We start from the raw sequence: 17,303 nt of genomic DNA, 5'->3' as shown, positions 1-17,303 counted from the left end.
CTGGTATATCCTGAACCCGATGGTCACAGTTGATATGCTCTGATCAACTATCTGTCAGGGCCTGCTGCAATGTTTTTTGTCTGCCTGTTCTCTCCCGCCGTTAACGGTTGCATTGGCCAGTTCATGACAATGTAAGGTAAAGCGTGTTGTCTGCTGCAATATTCGGTCCATAACCCAGGACATGGGTAAAAGAGAGGAGGGGTATTGCAGGGAGAGGAATAAAAAGCCCTTAAGTGGTTGCGCACCGGACGAACTTCATTTTTACTACTGTGTAATGATAATAACAGTATTGAATTAAGCGATTGGGGTGATTGATGGATCAGTTTTTGAACGACTTGCCAAAGGCAGAGCTGCACCTGCATCTGGAGGGCTCACTGGAACCTGAACTGTTGTTCGCTCTGGGCGAGCGTAACGCCGTAGAGCTCCCGTATGCATCGATTGAACAACTGCGTGAAGCCTATGATTTTGGTAATCTGCAGGATTTTCTCGATCTCTACTATCAGGGTGCTGCAGTACTGCAGACCGAACAGGACTTTTATGATCTGACCTGGGCCTACATTGAACGCTGTAAGGCCGAAAATATCCTCCACATCGAACCCTTTTTCGACCCTCAGACCCATACCGACCGGGGTATCCCTTTCGCAACGGCGATTAACGGTATCAGCCGGGCGCTGGAGCAAGCTGAAACCGCGTATGGTATTAGCTCCGGTCTGATTATGTGTTTTCTGCGCCATCTCAGTGAGGATGCCGCGTTCGAAACTCTGCAACAGGCCGAACCCTATCTGGATAAAATTATCGGTATAGGCCTTGATAGCTCAGAAAAAGGCCATCCTCCAGCTAAGTTTGAGCGGGTTTTTGCCAAAGCCCGGGCAATGGGGCTGCTAGCCGTTGCCCATGCGGGTGAAGAGGGGCCTGCACAAAATGTGATCGACGCACTGGACATACTTAAGGTGGATCGGATTGATCACGGTGTACGGGCGATAGACGATCCAGAACTGATCCAGCGCCTGGCCCGGGAAGAGATTGCACTCACCGTATGCCCTTTGTCGAACACCCGACTGAAAGTCTTTGACGATATGAGCCAGCACAACATCCTGCAGATGCTGGAGCAGGGCGTGAAAGTCACCGTAAACTCCGACGATCCGGCCTATTTCGGCGGTTACCTTACCGAAAACTTCATCGCCCTTGAAAAGGGGCTGGGAATGACGCGTGAGCAAGCAGTGGAACTGGCTCGCAACAGCTTTGAATACAGCTTTGCGAATAAAGAGCGGAAAGCAGAGATGCTCTTCGAGCTAGACCGTCGAACAAGTTCGACTCGTTAGAACGCCGCTTCGCGGCTGCCAGACGTGGTTTCGCCACTTGCTCGTTTAGAAAAAGAGTAAACGATTGCTGTGGCATTCATGAAAATAACCCAGAATTTACATAATAGATGAGTATTCGGATAGCAGTTGAAAGTGATGTGCACCAGATCGCAGATTTGGTTGCTTCGCTATCGCATTTTTACCTCGACGAACCAGGCAAAGAACTGCCGGTGTGGTTTAGGGAGTCGATTACGGAGGCGGCATTTGCTGTCAGGGTTTCCAGTCCCGAGTATCTTAATCTGGTTTATGAAGAGGGAGGAGTACTGATGGGCTATATCTCTGTCAAAGGAGGTAGTCATCTTTACCATCTGTTTGTAGCACAAGCGTTTCAGGGAAGGGGGATCTCTCGTCTCTTATGGCTGAAGGCTAAAGAATCTAGTCAAAGCAAACGTTTTTCCTTGCGCTCATCTATCTATGCAGTGCCGGTCTATAAGCGGTTTGGCTTTGTTGAGTCTGGCCCTGTAGGTACAAAAGACGGTATCTCATTTCAGCCAATGGAATGGGATGATGCAAAATAATCGATTCGAAGGTTCTTATTTTTACAACAGTAACCTTCTTACAACGCTTATTCTTTTAAGAGCCTCCCTAAAGTCATAAAGAAGGCTCTCCTAGCCACGAGCAAGCGACGCTTTCCGTTCTAGAAAACACGAGAATAAAAGAGACTCTACTATTGCTGTTTAGGTTTGATAGAGTTAATTTTCGTCACTGTTGTCAGATTTAAATAAAAAATGGCTGAGCGCTAAGGATATGGAGTTCCGATGAGTGGTTTATTTTATTCTTTCTATGTCTGTTTAGCTCATTTGGGGGCTTCCTGCTGCTTTATTCCTCAACGGGTTTTATTCCAAAAATAGGTTTGTTTGCCTTGATCACAACTTTTTCGGGGCTACTAATTATTTGGTATTCAAACTATTTCCAAGCAGGCTATGTTAAAACGAGGAATCATATCTTTGGACGTAGCCTGGCCTTCTCCGGCATCGGATTGGCTGTTTTTCTAATAGGTTTAACGTCATTACTATCTGATAGTTGTCCTTTCAGTTCTGAGAAAGAATATTTTAGTCTTATCGCAAAATTGGGTGTTATGGCAGAGGGTTATGGGCTTTGTTTTCAATATGATGTGTTGTTGCTTGTTTTGGGGGGGATTGTAATGAGACCAAGCTTACTACTATATTTAAGATTGATCTTTGGTCATAAGTAGCTAAAAAGGTATAAAGCGAGCTAAAACCAGTTCATAACTTATGAAATGAGAACTTTAATTAACGTATTCAATTTATTAAGAAGGCTCTCCTAGCCACGAGCAAGCGACGCAGTCGCGTCTAGCTAGTCGCGCAGCGACGGTCTAGCCACTGCTTTTATTCAAGCGACGGTCTCGCCTCTGCTTTTAATAAGAATTCTAAGATGGCTCCCCTCTCCCGAATCAGATGCCGGGCATCCGGCTGGCAGATTACCCTGACATCTGCGACATTGCTTTCGAGTCTGTTCTGGGTGGCTTTGGAATCGAGCAGAACATCTTTACCGGCAATAATTGCCAGCATCGGGGCGCGGATATTTTGCAGGGCTTTATCGCTGATGATCGGCAGTTTATCCATTCTTGGCTTAACATGCTGGATGATCAGCGCGAAGAACTCCCTGAATCTGAGGATAGTAGGGGATGGGTTGTTCTCTTCAGCGCCGAAGATCATCTCCCGCACTTTACGTTTGCCCCATTTTCCTAACAACATCAGCGGCAGTGCCTTGAGGAGGAATTTACGTTGCGGGCCTACACCGCCTGGTACCAGCAGGGCTATTTGGGTAATTTTCTCCGGTCGGCGGGAGGCGTAATCCAGTGCCAGCCAGCCACCCAGGGATTCTCCCACCACTGCAGCGTGAGTAAGGCCGGTCTCCTGCATCACATCATCCAGCCACAGGGTATAAGCATCACTGTCCATAGGCAGGCGAATCTGTGCACTCAGCCCCGGTTCACCGATCATATCGATGGCATATATCCTGAAATGTTTTGACCACTCTTCGACATCGAAAAACCAGGCGGTGGCGTTTGCCATGGCACCATGCATCAGCAGGAGTGGTGGTAGTGCTTTATCACCACAGGTCAGCAGATGGGTTTCACCGAAGCGGGTGGTCAGTTTTATTTGTTGGCAAGCCACTGGCCAGTGATCGATGAACGTTTGGTAGTACTCCTGAACGGCTTGTTCACCCTCAGCTGATTTGTATATCGTCATTTTACGTCCATGATGGTTTGCCGGTGTTGGCTTGTGCCTCAGCTTACAGGGTTCTTAAAATGTCGCAATGCTGTCAGTTAGCCTGGTACTGGTTGAAATGAGTTGTGGGCCTGAAAAACAGAAAAGCCGGCGTATCTGCCGGCTTTATTTTCAACGAAGAGATTGATCAGATCCGCAGTGCGCCGTCGACTTCGATGCAGCGACCATTGACATAGTCGTTTTCCATGATGAAAGCGACAGTGTTAGCGATCTCCTGAGGTTTACCCAGGCGCTTGGCAGGGATGCCAGAAGCGATTTTTTCCAGTGCTTCAGGTTTCATGCTCATCACCATCTCAGTGCCGATGTAGCCTGGCGCAATAGACGCTGCGCGGATACCGTAGCGAGCCAGCTCTTTTGCCCAGGTCACCGCCATCGCTTCTACGCCTGCTTTAGTTGCGGTGTAGTTGGTCTGCCCCATGTTGCCATGACGAGAGATAGAGGAGATGTTGATGATGCAGCCCTGATTGCCCAGTTCGATCATCTTGATCGCTGCTTCACGGCCACACAGGAATGTACCGGTCAGGTTAACGTCGATGACCAGGTTCCAGTTGTCCAGGCTCATTTTGCTGACAACTTCACCATCTTTAACTTTAATGAACAGGCCGTCACGGGTGATACCGGCGTTGTTTACCAGGCCGTGCAGCGCACCAAAATCGGTTGCAACATCGTTAAACAGTTTAACTACAGAATCTTCATCAGATACGTTAGCGATGTAGCCACGGGCTTCAACGCCGAACTCCATGCACAGGCCAACGGTTTCATCCAGGCCTTCCTGGTCCAGGTCAGCCAGCGCCAGTTTTGCGCCTTTTTCAGCCAGTTCCAGTGCCATAGCGCGACCCAGACCACGACCACCACCGGTAATAACGATTACTTTATCTTTAAGTTCCATCAGTTTTACTACCTTATCTTCTATATTTTATTTTTTTCTTATTATGCTTTTTTGTGCGTTGCAAAATGCTTAGCGTTAGAACTTATAACGCTTCTGCACAAATGTCTACTGCCTGAAAGGGGTATTGTTAAAAATTCATAATAAACAATGGCTTATATTGTCAATATTGTGTCCTATTTTGCGTAAGTGTATGATTTTTAAGTAATAATTTGTGCAAGTTTTTTGATGTGGTTATATAGTATTTTAGTCGTAATGCTGCGAATGCGTGTGGGGTTACAGGGGGTTGAAAAAAACAAATTCGTCCCTAACTATGTTGAATGTTCGGCATTTTTTTAACCAGGCTCCCTGTAGGGCAAAAAAGCAGAGAGTGAAATTTTTTTGAACTGTGCGGACGTAGTCGTCTGATGCAGGATGGGAGCTTTATGCGCTTTCTTCTACTGTTGTTTATTATTATCCCGGTGATTGAGATTACCGTGCTGATCAATGTTGGTCAGGCGATTGGTGCCTGGTACACCGTCGGTCTGGTGCTTTTATCCGCCTTTATCGGGGTGAATATGTTGCGCTATCAGGGGTTATCTACACTGGCCCGGGCTCAGCAACGGATGAACGCGGGACAGATACCCGGCAATGAGATGGTTGAAGGGATTGTACTGGCGGTGGGGGGCGCATTGTTGCTTACCCCAGGGTTCGTGACCGATGTGATTGGTTTTCTCTGTTTGATCCCCTATACCCGTAAGGCGCTTGCCCGACAGGTTATGAGTCGTTTTACAGTGGTGGCGATGTCTCATCGGCAAAATGGTGTTGCTCCGGAAGATATCATCAACCATCGGCCAGACTCTCCCCGTTCTCAGAATACAGACCGCAATGGCGATATTATCGATGGCGATTTTCGCCGCGAAGATTAAAAAATATTTTTGCCGGGGTGTTGAAATGCTTTTTGCTGCCCCCATTTAGTGAGTCATCCAAGGATTTGTAGCCGCTTTCAGTGGTTGCACTTTATAAAACAAAACTGACTTTTTTTGATCAACGGATCAGGAGAGAGATTCAATGAAAATTCGTCCACTTCACGACCGTGTGGTTGTTCGCCGTAAAGAAGAAGAAGCAACTACTGCCAGTGGTATCGTGCTGCCAGGTTCTGCTGCTGAAAAGCCTAACCAGGGTGAAGTTCTCGCTGTAGGTACTGGTCGTATTACCAGTAACGGTGAAGTTCAGGCACTGGCTGTTAAGGTTGGTGACACTGTACTGTTTGGTCAGTATGCCGGTTCTAACACCGTTAAAGTTGATGGTGAAGAGCTGCTGATCATGAATGAAAGCGATATTTACGGTGTGCTGGAAAACTGATTTCGGTTCTCTGGTAAGAATTTCTGATTGAATTTTTTTAGACACAGGATTTTTAAAAATGGCTAAAGAAGTACTGTTTGGTAACGATGCTCGCGTACGTATGCTGGCGGGTGTAAACATTCTGGCTGATGCAGTTAAGACAACTCTGGGGCCAAAAGGCCGTAACGTTGTTCTGGACAAAGCATTCGGCGCTCCTACCGTCACTAAAGATGGTGTATCCGTAGCAAAAGAGATCGAACTGCAGGATAAGTTTGAGAACATGGGCGCACAGATGGTTAAGGAAGTTGCTTCCCAGGCCAATGATGTTGCCGGTGACGGTACCACCACTGCAACTGTTCTGGCTCAGGCTATTGTAAATGAAGGCCTGAAGTCTGTTGCTGCTGGCATGAACCCCATGGATCTGAAGCGCGGTATCGATAAAGCGGCTGCTGCAGTTGTTGAACAACTGCAAGCGATGGCTGTTCCTTGTGCTGACGGTAAAGCGATTGCTCAGGTGGGTACTATCTCTGCTAACTCTGACTCCCAGGTGGGTGACATCATCGCTGAAGCGATGAACAAAGTGGGCAAAGAGGGTGTTATCACTGTTGAGGAAGGTTCTGGTCTGGAAAATGAACTGGATGTCGTTGAGGGGATGCAGTTTGACCGTGGTTACCTCTCTCCTTACTTCATCAACAACCAGGAAAGCATGAGCGTTGAGCTTGAAAATCCGTACATGCTGATTGTTGATAAGAAAGTATCCAGCATTCGTGATCTGCTACCGATTCTGGAGCAGGTTGCTAAAACTTCCCGTCCACTGCTGATTATCGCAGAGGATGTTGAAGGCGAAGCACTGGCCACTCTGGTCGTCAACAACATGCGTGGTATCGTTAAGGTTGCTGCGGTTAAAGCACCAGGTTTCGGTGATCGTCGTAAGGCGATGCTGGAAGATATCGCTATTCTGACTGGCGGTACTGTGATCTCTGAAGAGGTTGGTCTGAATCTTGAGACGGCGGTTCTGGAGCAGCTGGGTCAGGCTAAGCGTGTTGCTATCACTAAAGAGAATACGACCGTTGTTGACGGTATCGGTGAGCATACTGCGATTGAATCTCGCGTCTCCCAGATTCGCGCACAGATTGAAGAAACCTCTTCTGATTACGACCGTGAAAAACTGCAGGAGCGTGTTGCTAAACTGGCAGGCGGTGTTGCGGTTATCAAGGTGGGTGCTGCCACTGAAGTTGAGATGAAAGAGAAGAAAGCCCGTGTAGAAGACGCGCTGCACGCAACCCGTGCTGCGGTTGAAGAGGGTGTTGTACCTGGCGGTGGTGTTGCGCTGATCCGTGCGATGGACAAAGTGGGTGCGCTGCAAGGTGACAACCATGACCAGACCGTTGGTATCGAGCTGGCATTCCGTGCCCTTGAAGCGCCTCTGCGTCAGATCGTTGGTAACGCTGGTGATGAAGGCTCTGTGATTGTTGCTAACATCCGTGAAAAGGGTGAAGGTAACTATGGTTATAACGCTGCGACTGGTGAGTACGGCGATATGATCGAGATGGGTATTCTTGATCCGGCTAAAGTGACCCGTTCCGCACTGCAGGCAGCAGCTTCTGTTGCTGGTCTGATGATTACTACCGAAGCGATGATTGCTGACCTGCCATCTGAAGGCGGTTCAGGCATGCCTGATATGGGCGGCATGGGTGGTATGGGCGGTATGGGCGGCATGATGTGATCATCTGCTCCTAAGCGACGCTACTCGGAAAAGCCCCGTGTTCTGCACGGGGCTTTTCTTTTGGCCAAAAAACTGTCAGATGGTGTAATATCGGCAGTGCTGAACTGAATTATCTATCTGACAGAGAGACATTAATGCGCGATCAGGATAAAGATCTGGAGCTGCCTAGCTTTGGTCCGGCGGAGCGGGAGCCAGCAATCAAAGTTCCCGGGGAAAAGCCGCAGACTGAAACACCTCAGAAAACAGGTGTGAAGGGGAATCATCCGGATACGGGGCAAAAGGTCAGTTCCGGTGGTGGTGCTCTCAGCTATCTGATTATCCTGTTACTGGCGGTCGCTGTGGCAGGCCTGGCGTACTGGAACTTCATGCAGCATCAGCAACTGCAGGTTTTAGAGAACGAACGCAAAGTTGTTGATGAGAAGATCATTGAACTGCAGAAACTGTTTCTGGTGGCTGGAGACAGCGCCGCTCAGACAGGAGAGTCTTTGCAGAATCAGGTGAAGAAGCAGGCTGAGATCAACCAGCAAAAGTTCGCCAGCCTGGAGGCCGACTCCGGTAAATTTGGTACAGCTATTTCCCGGCTTGATGCGGAAATTACCAAGTTAAACTCCGAGAACGGTAAGCTTTGGGTGGTTGCTCATCAGCGTAATACACCTAAGATTGCCGAGCTGGAAAAACAGTTAAATGAGGCTTCAGCTCAGCTGGATAAACAGTCGAAAGCCCTTGAGGGGATGACCGGGGAGCTGACCAAACTGGATAAGCAGTTAGCCGCATCTGAGGCAAAAGGCAGCGAAAATGCTAAGCAGGTGGCCGCTATCAGGCAGAGTGCTGCGGCGCTGAGCACCCAGTTTCAGGCATTGAGTGAATCGATCGATCTGCAACAGGCCGATCAGAAGAAGAAAATGGCGTTACTGGCAGAACAGGTGATATCCCTTAAAGAGAGTCAGGGGCAGGGGGCCGGACTCGAACGTCGTGTTAAGGTGAATGAACAGGCCGTAAAAGCGATTGATGGTTCCCGTTTGGTGGTGAATAACGAGCTGTTACAGATCCGTCAGAAACTGAACAACCTGCAGTTGAAAGTCGAACAGTTGCAGTCACGATAACGCTTAGTTTAACAGGGTGATTTGATGATAACGGTTTATGGTGGTGTTTATTCCCGCGCCAATATGGTGATGTGTGTGCTCGAATCTCTGGGGGTTGCTTACCAGAACGTTCCTATGGCCCCTCGCAGTGAACCAACCCGCACGCCTGAATATCTGGCTCTGAATCCGACCGGAAAGCTGCCAACGCTGGTGGATGGTGAGCTGGTGCTGTGGGAGAGTCAGGCGATTCTGTTTTATCTGGCCCGCAAATATGGCGATGGCTTGTTGTGGGTGGATACCCTTGAGCAGGAGGCGGATCTGTATCGCTGGAGTTTGTTTATCAGTAATCAGATCGAAGTGCCTGCGTTGGATATGCTGCTGGCGGTTAAATATGCCGATGGTGAACCCGATGAGTCGTTTATCGATGTTCAACGGCAGGCCATTATGCGTTTCTTACCCGTACTGGAGTCGCACCTGCAGGATAAAGAGTATCTGGTGGCTGGTAAGCTGACCGTGGCTGATTTTCATGGTGCAACGGTTCTCTCATGGCCTGAAGTGGCCGGTTTTGACTATGCGGACTATCCCGCTGTGAAACGCTGGGTTTCGCGCATTCAGGCCTTACCTGTGCAGGAAACAGTGCGCCAGCGTGGCCGAGGGTAAAATTGTCGATTTTTTATACAGGTTAGTGATTGCGATCCGGCCCGGGGACGGGCAGAATAGTCAGTCTTTTTTGATGAGGTAGATAACGCTTTAATGGATATTCGTGCGTTCTTTGCGCTGGCCCTGCCGGGTTCTGTGGCCCGATGGCTGGCTGATTACGCTGATACCCTGTGTCAGTTTGACAAGCAGATAGAAGTAAACTGGGTTGATGCTGAATCCTATCATCTGACGCTGTGCTTTCTGGGCGAGATCTCTCTGGAACAGATCGATCAGCTGGAAGATATCGCACGTAATAAGCTGGCTGAAGTCCGCTCATTTCAGGTGCGTATTAATACTGCAGAGTATTACCCGGTGAGTCGTCAGCTGGCGGTTATTGCAGCGATGAGTCAGGAAGATGAAGAGCTGAGTGCGCTAAACAGGTCGATGATGGAGATCGCTCTGGAAGCGGGTATCGAGTTTAAAGAGGAAGATTTTAAACCTCATATCACGCTGGGACGGTTGCCCGCCCGAAATCAGTTTGAACCGCCCGAAGAGTGGCCCACAGTGGACCTCTTCAGCCTGGCAGACTCAGTGATTCTGTTTCAGAGCAAACCGGGCGAGCGCGGATCTATCTACACGCCGCTGTTTACAATTCCCTTGCAGGATATGGCCTGAGCCAGCTGCAGAACCTAACTTTTCAATGTTGTGAAAAATGTTTAAACCAGAACTCCTTTCGCCAGCGGGAACGCTGCGCAATATGAAATACGCCTTTGCCTATGGTGCCGATGCGGTCTACGCCGGTCAGCCACGTTATAGTCTGCGGGTGCGTAACAACGATTTTAATCTGGATAACCTGCATGAGGGCATTAATATCGCCCATGCGCAGGGTAAAAAGCTGTATGTGGCGAGTAACATCATGCCTCACAACAGTAAACTGAAGACCTATATTGATGACCTGCGTCCGGTGATCGAGATGGGGCCGGATGCGCTGATTATGTCAGATCCCGGGCTGATTCTGATGGTGAAGGAACAGTGGCCCGAAGTGCCGATTCATCTGTCGGTACAGAGTAATACCATGAACTGGGCCAGTGTGAAGTTCTGGCATCAGGCGGGTATCGAGCGGATTATTATGTCCCGTGAACTGTCGCTGGATGAGATCGGTGAGATCCGTGAGAAGTGTCCAGAGATAGAGCTGGAAGTATTCGTTCACGGTTCACTCTGTATTGCCTATTCAGGGCGTTGCCTGTTGTCGGGATATATCAATCACCGTGATCCCAATCAGGGTACCTGCACCAACTCCTGCCGCTGGAAGTACGATGCTCATGAGGCGACTCAGAGTGATAATGGTGATCTGATTCCGGTGCAGAGCTTTGATCCGAATGAGGAGCCTGTTCAGCCGGCGCTGGGTGAGGGCGAACCAACCAGCAAGATGTATCTGCTGCAGGAAGAGACCCGTCCCGGTGAATATATGCCCGCCTTTGAGGATGAGCATGGCACCTACATCATGAACTCTAAGGACCTGCGGGCGATTCAGCATGTTCACCGACTGACTGAGATGGGAATCCACTCACTCAAGATCGAAGGCCGGACCAAGTCCCACTACTATGTTGCACGCACCGCGCAGGCCTACCGTAAGGCGATCGATGATGCGGTGGCCGGGCGTCCGTTTGATATGGGGCTGATGGATACGCTGGAAAATCTGGCCAACCGTGGCTACACCGAAGGTTTCTATCGCCGCCATGTACATGACGAGTATCAGAACTATGAGACCGGTAACTCTGTTGGTGTACACCAGCAGTTTGTTGGCGAGGTGATTGGCCGTGATGCACAAAAGGGAACACTGGATATCGAAGTGAAAAACCGCTTTATGGTGGGCGATACCCTGGAGCTGATGACACCGTCTGGTAACCGCAAGTTTAAACTGGAGCATCTGGAGAACCTGCAGGGTGAAGCCAGAGATTGTGCTCCGGGCTCGGGCCATAAAGTGCGTTTGCCACTGGATATTGATGCTGACCTGGAATACGCCCTGCTGATGCGGGATCTGCCCAATGCACCGGCATTTGAAAGCGGTAACTAATTGATAATATGTATAAAAAAGGTATCCTGAGATACCTTTTTTTATGCCATGGCTGGCACCTTAGCCGGTTTTTACAGATGAGTGTAGTTGGATCTGATGCAGCAGGATAAATATTCCCTTGGCAGGGCGTTGCGCCCTTTCTCCTTTTCGGTGGCGCTGATCACCTGTCTGGTGGGGATTGTCAGTGCGTCGCAACAGCCGGGCTTCAGTTACTCTGCGGCTGTGCTGATTATTCTGGCGGCGTTACTGTTGCAGGCCGGCGTTAACCTGATCAATGACCATGCTGATCTGCAGCGTCTCAGCAGCACGCTTGCCCGGGGCCGGGTGGTGCGTAATTTCAGGCTTGGACTGGTCTGTTTTCTGCTGGCGGCAGTGATCGGTATCTACCTGATCAGCTATGCTGGTCTGGGATTGCTGTTATTGCTGCTGGTTGGACTTGCCGGAGCGCTGGGATATACCGTGGAACCGGTCAACTTCAAGCGCCGGGGGCTGGCGGTGATACTGGTGTTCTGGCTGATGGGCGTACTGATGGTGTGCGGCAGTTACTATATTCTCGCAGGTGAGGTGAACTGGCCACTGTTCTGGCGTTCGATACCGGTCAGCCTGATAAGCTCACTGTTGTTGCTGGCGAATGAGATTCGCGATGTCGATAGTGACCGTGCGGCGGGTATAAACACCCTGACGGTGCGTATTGGTATTACCCGGGCCCGGACACTCTACCTGCTGCTGTTGCTGTCAGTTGTGCTGGTAACCTCCCTGTTGTGGATTACCGGCGTGATAGGCGGTATCTGGTGGCTTGCCAGTGTGCCGCTGATCTGGTTGCTCTATAAACAGCAACAGGAAGTGCAGGGCAGAGCGTCATTGCCGCCCGCCAGCGGCCGTTTCTTCATGTTATTTGGTCTGCTTTACTGTCTTAGCCTGTAACCCGGCTGCCGTTGTGTTGTGTGGCCCTGCCGGGCTGCATACAGAGCACCAGAACAGAACTTTAGACTAAGGCCGGACAACGATTGACGATTAATTTAGTGTATAATTCTGCGGCAGCTTTGCAGAATAACCCAGTCAGAAGCGTATACCGCCGTTGCCAGATGAGCGTGTAACCGCTTCGACAACACTTTACTGAGCACGTTAAGGGTTACGCAGATAGCCCTCAACCTATGACATAAGCCTGACATTGCGGAGTCAATAATGAGCGTAATTCGCCAAGACGATTTGATCAGCAGCATTGCAGATTCGCTGCAGTTTATCTCCTATTACCATCCGATCGATTTTATTCAGGGGGTGCATGAAGCCTATCTGAAGGAACAGAACCCAGCGGCGAAAGACGCCATGGCTCAGATTCTGATCAACTCCCGTATGTGTGCCGAAGGCAAACGCCCAATTTGTCAGGATACCGGCATTGTCACAGTATTTGTCAAAGTTGGTATGAACGTGACCTGGGACGCCCAGATGAGCGTTACCGATATGATCAACGAAGGCGTGCGCCGTGCTTACACCCATCCGGACAATGTGCTGCGTGCATCCATCCTGGCTGACCCTGCGGGCAAGCGTCAGAATACCAAAGACAACACCCCGGCAGTGATCCACTACGAACTCGTAGAGGGCGATGAGGTTGAAGTTCATGTGGCGGCCAAGGGTGGCGGTTCTGAAAACAAATCGAAGATGGTGATGCTTAACCCATCTGACAGCATTGTTGACTGGGTTGTGAAGACTGTACCAACCATGGGCGCTGGCTGGTGCCCACCGGGTATGCTGGGTATCGGTATCGGTGGTACCGCTGAAAAAGCGGCAGTGATGGCGAAAGAGTCGCTGATGGACCCGATCGATATCCATGAGCTGCGTGAGCGTGGCCCGCAAAATCGTGTTGAAGAGCTGCGTCTGGAAATTATGGATGCCGTCAATGGGCTGGGTATTGGTGCTCAGGGGCTGGGCGGTCTGACCACCGTGCTGGACATAAAGATTATGGATTATCCAACTCACGCAGCATCACTGCCGGTGTGTATGATCCCTAACTGTGCGGCTACTCGTCACACTCACTTCAAACTGAATGGCAATGGTCCGGCAGTGCTGACCCCGCCAAGTCTGGATCAGTGGCCAGAGGTGACTTTCGAAGTGGGTGCCAGCACCCGTCGGGTTGATCTGAATACCGTCACGCCGGAAGATGTGCTGAGCTGGCAGCCTGGTGAAACAGTACTGCTGAACGGCAAGATGCTGACCGGTCGTGATGCGGCGCATAAGAAGATGGTTGAGATGCTCAATAACGGCGAAGATCTGCCGGTTGACCTGAAAGGCCGCTTTATCTACTACGTTGGTCCGGTTGATCCGGTTCGGGAAGAGGTTGTCGGGCCTGCGGGACCGACCACGGCGACCCGGATGGATAAGTTCACCCGTCAGATTATTGAAAGCACCGGTCTGCTGGGTATGATCGGCAAGTCTGAACGTGGCCCGATTGCGATCGATGCTATCCGCGATAACAAAGCGGTTTACCTGATGGCTGTGGGTGGCGCTGCGTATCTGGTATCCAAGGCGATTACCAATGCTGAAGTACTGGCATTCCCAGAGCTGGGGATGGAGGCGATCTACGAGTTTGAAGTCAAAGACATGCCGGTAACGGTGGCGGTAGATAGCAGTGGTATCTCAGTGCATAACACGGGGCCGGCGAAGTGGAAGCAGATTATCGCTGAACAGGTTTAAGCACTGGTCACAGACTTAGTATAGCGAATTTAAACGCGGCTCCGGCCGCGTTTTTTGTTATCCGGGCCATTGATTTAGGTCATCAGTCGATACAAAAGGGTACTCAAGTAGTAAATTCCCCAGACGCTTCAGTCAGTATACTTTTCAGACCCGTATAAATTACGATGAGAGTACCTGATCATGAAGAAAGTAATGCTTAAGTTGCTATCAGCAGCCGCGATGGTTGGCATGGTAGCTACTTCTGCGCAGGCCGATGAAGCAGCCATGGCTGCTGCCGGTGCAGAAGTGTTTAAACGGTGCCAGGCATGTCACTCTACTGATAGCAGCAAAAATGCCTTTGGTCCGAGTCTTATTGGTGTTGTCGGCAGAGAGGCTGCTTCACTGCCACGCTTTGCCTATTCTGAAGCGCTGAAACAATCTGGCATCACCTGGACCGAGGATAATCTGCGTAAGTGGGTTTCTGATAATACTAAACTGGTTCCGGGCACCCGGATGCGTCACGTTTCGATCACTGATCCTGCCGAACAGGATTATCTGATCGCTTATCTGAAAACGTTATAAGTCTGACTCAGCGGGATAAAGTCCCGCTGATTCTTTTCTCTGCTAACGCTCAGACCCGCCGCGGTTTTCTGCACTAACGTTTTATATCGTACCGCTGCTGATCAGGCACATTGGGTGATTTTGCTGAGTCGGCTTTTAATCGCCATATAGCGGGGCATCGGTCCGACATCTTCGTAGACAGGATCTCCCTCTTCGACCCGAATAACTTTTGTGCCCGCCCGGTAAGGCATCTTCTCTTCGATCTCAAGCAGCGCTGCATGCAACAGGTCGGCAACCAGTTGTTCTTCGGAGCAATGAAACAGCTCAGCTAACGCTTCAACTTTAAACTTATCCTCTTCGCTTATCGCAAAATTACAGTCAACCAGTTTCGATTTTTCGGTCGATTGATCCTCAAGCTTCTTAATAAGCTGAGCCACATGGTTGTTCGGCATGGTCTATTTCCCCTTTTGGTACTGTCCTATTAAAGATAGTTGACAGAAATACGCGGGTAAACGGTGAATTTAAAAAAATCAACATTCAACCCTGTGTCGGTTTTCATTACTATATAGCGATTTTATGACTATAAGCTGAATCGTCGGGTTGAAGAGAGGGGAATATGGCAGAGATCAGGGTTGTAGTGGGTTCCACTTATGGTAATGCCAGTCTGATTGCAGACGACTGCACCGAACAGCTAAATCAACTGGGGCACCGGGCAACATTATTGAATGAACCGAGCTATCAGCAGGTGGCCGAAAATCCGGATGTGATACTGATCTGCACAGCAACCATCGGTCAGGGGGAGATACCTGCAAACCTTCAGCCTCTCTATGATCAGCTGCGACAGCATCAGCCGGATTTCTCCGGTGTACGTTTTGGTCTGATTGCCCTGGGAGACAGTTCCTATGAGTCGTTTGCTGAAGGGGGAAAACAGATGAATGAACTGATGCACGATCTGGGGGCCAGGCCTGTCGGACAGGCACTGTTTATTGATAGCTGTGAAACGCCGGACGCCGATGAGGTCGCTGCCGAATGGATTGAGCGCTGGTCGGAAAAGCTCTGAAGGGAGGGGACTACAATCAATTAGGCCAGGACGTCTGCGGATTCCCCTCAGATTAATTACTGGAGCAAAAGGAGATCTCGACGAAAAAATCACCTGAATCGGTCGAAAATGGCACCACAATAATCGGGCCTTTAGAGGAGTGGTTGATATGGTGTGATTCGCCGCTGACAACTACAGGGGTCGCCATATTCAGGTCATACCCTTTCTGAGACAGTTGTGCCACTGCACCGCCAGCAGACATATTGGTCAACTCACCCACCATATCAGTGACGGTTTCATCGATCGTCGTCAGGGTTTCTCCCAACATCCGTTCAGTAATATCCAGAATCACAGACTGAGTAAAAGAGACCGCAAAAGAGCCTTTCGCATGGGGTCCGGCTAACCCCATAATCCCGGTTACATGTCCCTCTGCGCTGGTAGACTGTTTAAGATAGGCTTTTCCCGCTGTGCACTCTATATTGGCCATGGTCGACAGAACATTTACCATGGATTTTAAAAATGGGTTGACGTATGCAAACTTCATAACTCTTACCACCCTTTAAAAACAAGCTTATCGCCGAACTGATTGCTGAACCCTGTGTTTATGACTGGAATACGGGTGTTCAGACAAAAAATGGATCTGTTAGACGTAAAATCTAACAAATACAAAGCGCTGAGTCTGTTGTATATATGCCAAAATGGGAAGGTGTGAAAAGCAGACCGCTGCTTCGCCGCTAGCTAGTGGTTAGAACGTCGCTACGTGATTCGCTGGAAAAAACATAAAGTTATTTGTCGTGCTTCTTCCATATTGGCCAGGGGGCGAGTCCCCCCAGCGATCCACTTCTACCGTCCCTGTCTCCTGAATATGTTTGACCTATCCCGCTGAGGAAATGCGCTTCTTAAACCGTTTTCGGGGCTTATCTACAGCTTGGTTTTACGCTGATGAAAAAGGTTTGTGTTGCGTCGCGCTTATTTTGTAATAATTAAAGCGTCTTATATTTCAATCGGATAGAGTTTATTGTTGCTGTTTATGCTGCGGTGCAGCATAAAAGGCGTGACTTTGTTCTCGTGGTTGTATATAAATTATACAGTCTGTTTGTTTGTATTAAGCTAATAGAGCAGGCGATATCGATCAATCAAAATTTTAGCAAAGATAATAACCGAATATTGTTTGGGATATTCGGGTTCAGTTTTAAGCAGAGTCGGCTTCTTAATTTTTTGTTGCGCGATAATACAGCGCCGGAGGTAAACGATGAGCATACCTACCCGTATGGACTTAACTGAACTATTTGAAAGAACACAGTCACTGGCGGATAGCTACTATGAAATCCTGTCATCCTGCGATAGCGTTGATGAGATAGCGTCTCTCAACAGCTGGTATTTGAATGCCATCCATGGGCTTTGGATACTCACACCAATGACTGAGCAAGCGGCATAACACCTGGAACTCCTGTTATATTCCTGCCTGGCTTTAAGGTTTATCGTGTTTTATAGGGCAAGGATTGCTTCATAGCAGCTACTGGTTGAGTTTTATTCTCCAGCCCCCTGTCTCAATCTAAAACAGACTCGCCACCGAGCACACGAAGAACACAGAGTGAATCTGATGAGTTGCTCTTCTCCGTGTCCTCTGTGGTGAACGCTTTGCCTATGCTTTTTTGCGTCAGGCATTGAAGTTTTTCCAGTG

Annotated in this window: 18 protein-coding genes; 14 read left to right on the top strand and 4 right to left on the bottom strand. The window is 49.4% G+C overall.

All coding sequences use genetic code 11. The annotated features are described in order from the left end of the window. Nucleotides 1–314: 314 nt before the first annotated feature. Nucleotides 315–1,322 (top strand): adenosine deaminase, encoded by a 1,008-nt coding sequence (locus tag BMY09_RS10490; RefSeq protein ID WP_091357609.1) that lies wholly within the window; start codon nt 315–317, stop codon nt 1,320–1,322. A 107-nt stretch (nt 1,323–1,429) separates the two neighbouring features. Next, a complete protein-coding gene (locus BMY09_RS10485) occupies nt 1,430–1,879 on the top strand; it encodes a GNAT family N-acetyltransferase (RefSeq protein ID WP_091357606.1) in 450 nt (149 codons plus the stop codon). Nucleotides 1,880–2,710: 831 nt separating this feature from the next. Here the strand turns inward: BMY09_RS10485 and BMY09_RS10480 are convergent. Further along, nucleotides 2,711–3,577, bottom strand: a complete 867-nt coding sequence (locus tag BMY09_RS10480) for an alpha/beta fold hydrolase (RefSeq protein ID WP_091357604.1) — start codon at nt 3,575–3,577, stop codon at nt 2,711–2,713. A gap of 166 nt (nt 3,578–3,743) precedes the next feature. Further along, nucleotides 3,744–4,505, bottom strand: a complete 762-nt coding sequence (locus BMY09_RS10475) for an SDR family oxidoreductase (RefSeq protein WP_091357602.1) — start codon at nt 4,503–4,505, stop codon at nt 3,744–3,746. 422 nt (nt 4,506–4,927) lie between these two features. Between BMY09_RS10475 and BMY09_RS10470 the strand changes: the two genes are divergently transcribed. The 10 genes from BMY09_RS10470 (at nt 4,928) to BMY09_RS10425 (ending at nt 14,601) form a co-directional block, all read left to right on the top strand. After that, complete coding sequence (locus tag BMY09_RS10470; protein ID WP_091357599.1) at nt 4,928–5,410, top strand: FxsA family protein; 483 nt, start codon at nt 4,928–4,930, stop codon at nt 5,408–5,410. A gap of 142 nt (nt 5,411–5,552) precedes the next feature. Next, nucleotides 5,553–5,846: a co-chaperone GroES gene (locus BMY09_RS10465; protein ID WP_091357596.1), complete on the top strand. Its 294-nt coding sequence runs from the start codon at nt 5,553–5,555 to the stop codon at nt 5,844–5,846. 58 nt (nt 5,847–5,904) lie between these two features. Beyond that, on the top strand, nt 5,905–7,551 hold the full coding sequence (gene groL, locus BMY09_RS10460; RefSeq protein WP_091357595.1) for a chaperonin GroEL: 1,647 nt from the start codon (nt 5,905–5,907) through the stop codon (nt 7,549–7,551). A 134-nt stretch (nt 7,552–7,685) separates the two neighbouring features. Further along, a complete protein-coding gene (locus tag BMY09_RS10455) occupies nt 7,686–8,654 on the top strand; it encodes a coiled-coil domain-containing protein (protein ID WP_091357592.1) in 969 nt (322 codons plus the stop codon). Between the two features lie 24 nt (nt 8,655–8,678). After that, on the top strand, nt 8,679–9,293 hold the full coding sequence (locus BMY09_RS10450; protein WP_091357590.1) for a glutathione S-transferase family protein: 615 nt from the start codon (nt 8,679–8,681) through the stop codon (nt 9,291–9,293). Between the two features lie 93 nt (nt 9,294–9,386). After that, nucleotides 9,387–9,947 (top strand): RNA 2',3'-cyclic phosphodiesterase, encoded by a 561-nt coding sequence (gene thpR, locus BMY09_RS10445; protein ID WP_091357587.1) that lies wholly within the window; start codon nt 9,387–9,389, stop codon nt 9,945–9,947. 37 nt (nt 9,948–9,984) lie between these two features. Then, nucleotides 9,985–11,349 carry a prephenate-dependent tRNA uridine(34) hydroxylase TrhP gene (trhP, locus tag BMY09_RS10440; protein WP_091357585.1) on the top strand — a complete coding sequence of 455 codons (1,365 nt, stop codon included), beginning with the start codon at nt 9,985–9,987 and terminating at the stop codon, nt 11,347–11,349. Between the two features lie 96 nt (nt 11,350–11,445). Beyond that, the gene (locus BMY09_RS10435) at nt 11,446–12,273 is read left to right on the top strand and encodes a prenyltransferase (RefSeq protein WP_245756559.1); all 828 of its coding nucleotides are present in this window, start codon (nt 11,446–11,448) and stop codon (nt 12,271–12,273) included. A 261-nt stretch (nt 12,274–12,534) separates the two neighbouring features. Beyond that, complete coding sequence (locus BMY09_RS10430; protein WP_091357579.1) at nt 12,535–14,040, top strand: fumarate hydratase; 1,506 nt, start codon at nt 12,535–12,537, stop codon at nt 14,038–14,040. Nucleotides 14,041–14,220: 180 nt separating this feature from the next. After that, nucleotides 14,221–14,601, top strand: coding sequence for a c-type cytochrome (locus tag BMY09_RS10425; RefSeq protein WP_175483507.1), 381 nt, complete (start codon nt 14,221–14,223; stop codon nt 14,599–14,601). A 101-nt stretch (nt 14,602–14,702) separates the two neighbouring features. Here the strand turns inward: BMY09_RS10425 and BMY09_RS10420 are convergent, their stop codons facing one another. Then, nucleotides 14,703–15,032 (bottom strand): hypothetical protein, encoded by a 330-nt coding sequence (locus BMY09_RS10420; protein WP_091357574.1) that lies wholly within the window; start codon nt 15,030–15,032, stop codon nt 14,703–14,705. Nucleotides 15,033–15,196: 164 nt separating this feature from the next. Here BMY09_RS10420 and BMY09_RS10415 point away from each other — a divergent pair, with 164 nt between their 5' ends. After that, nucleotides 15,197–15,640 (top strand): flavodoxin domain-containing protein, encoded by a 444-nt coding sequence (locus BMY09_RS10415; protein WP_091357571.1) that lies wholly within the window; start codon nt 15,197–15,199, stop codon nt 15,638–15,640. Nucleotides 15,641–15,692: 52 nt separating this feature from the next. Here BMY09_RS10415 and BMY09_RS10410 read toward each other — a convergent pair whose 3' ends face one another. Then, nucleotides 15,693–16,163, bottom strand: coding sequence for a chemotaxis protein CheX (locus BMY09_RS10410; RefSeq protein WP_091357568.1), 471 nt, complete (start codon nt 16,161–16,163; stop codon nt 15,693–15,695). A gap of 708 nt (nt 16,164–16,871) precedes the next feature. Between BMY09_RS10410 and BMY09_RS10405 the strand changes: the two genes are divergently transcribed. Further along, nucleotides 16,872–17,057: a hypothetical protein gene (locus tag BMY09_RS10405; RefSeq protein ID WP_091357565.1), complete on the top strand. Its 186-nt coding sequence runs from the start codon at nt 16,872–16,874 to the stop codon at nt 17,055–17,057. Nucleotides 17,058–17,303: the final 246 nt, after the last annotated feature.

Origin of the sequence: Amphritea atlantica, assembly GCF_900111095.1 — a bacterium.
GTDB lineage: Bacteria > Pseudomonadota > Gammaproteobacteria > Pseudomonadales > Balneatricaceae > Amphritea > Amphritea atlantica.
The sequence above is the reverse complement of the archived record's forward strand: the minus strand, read 5'-3'. Positions and strand labels throughout refer to the sequence as shown.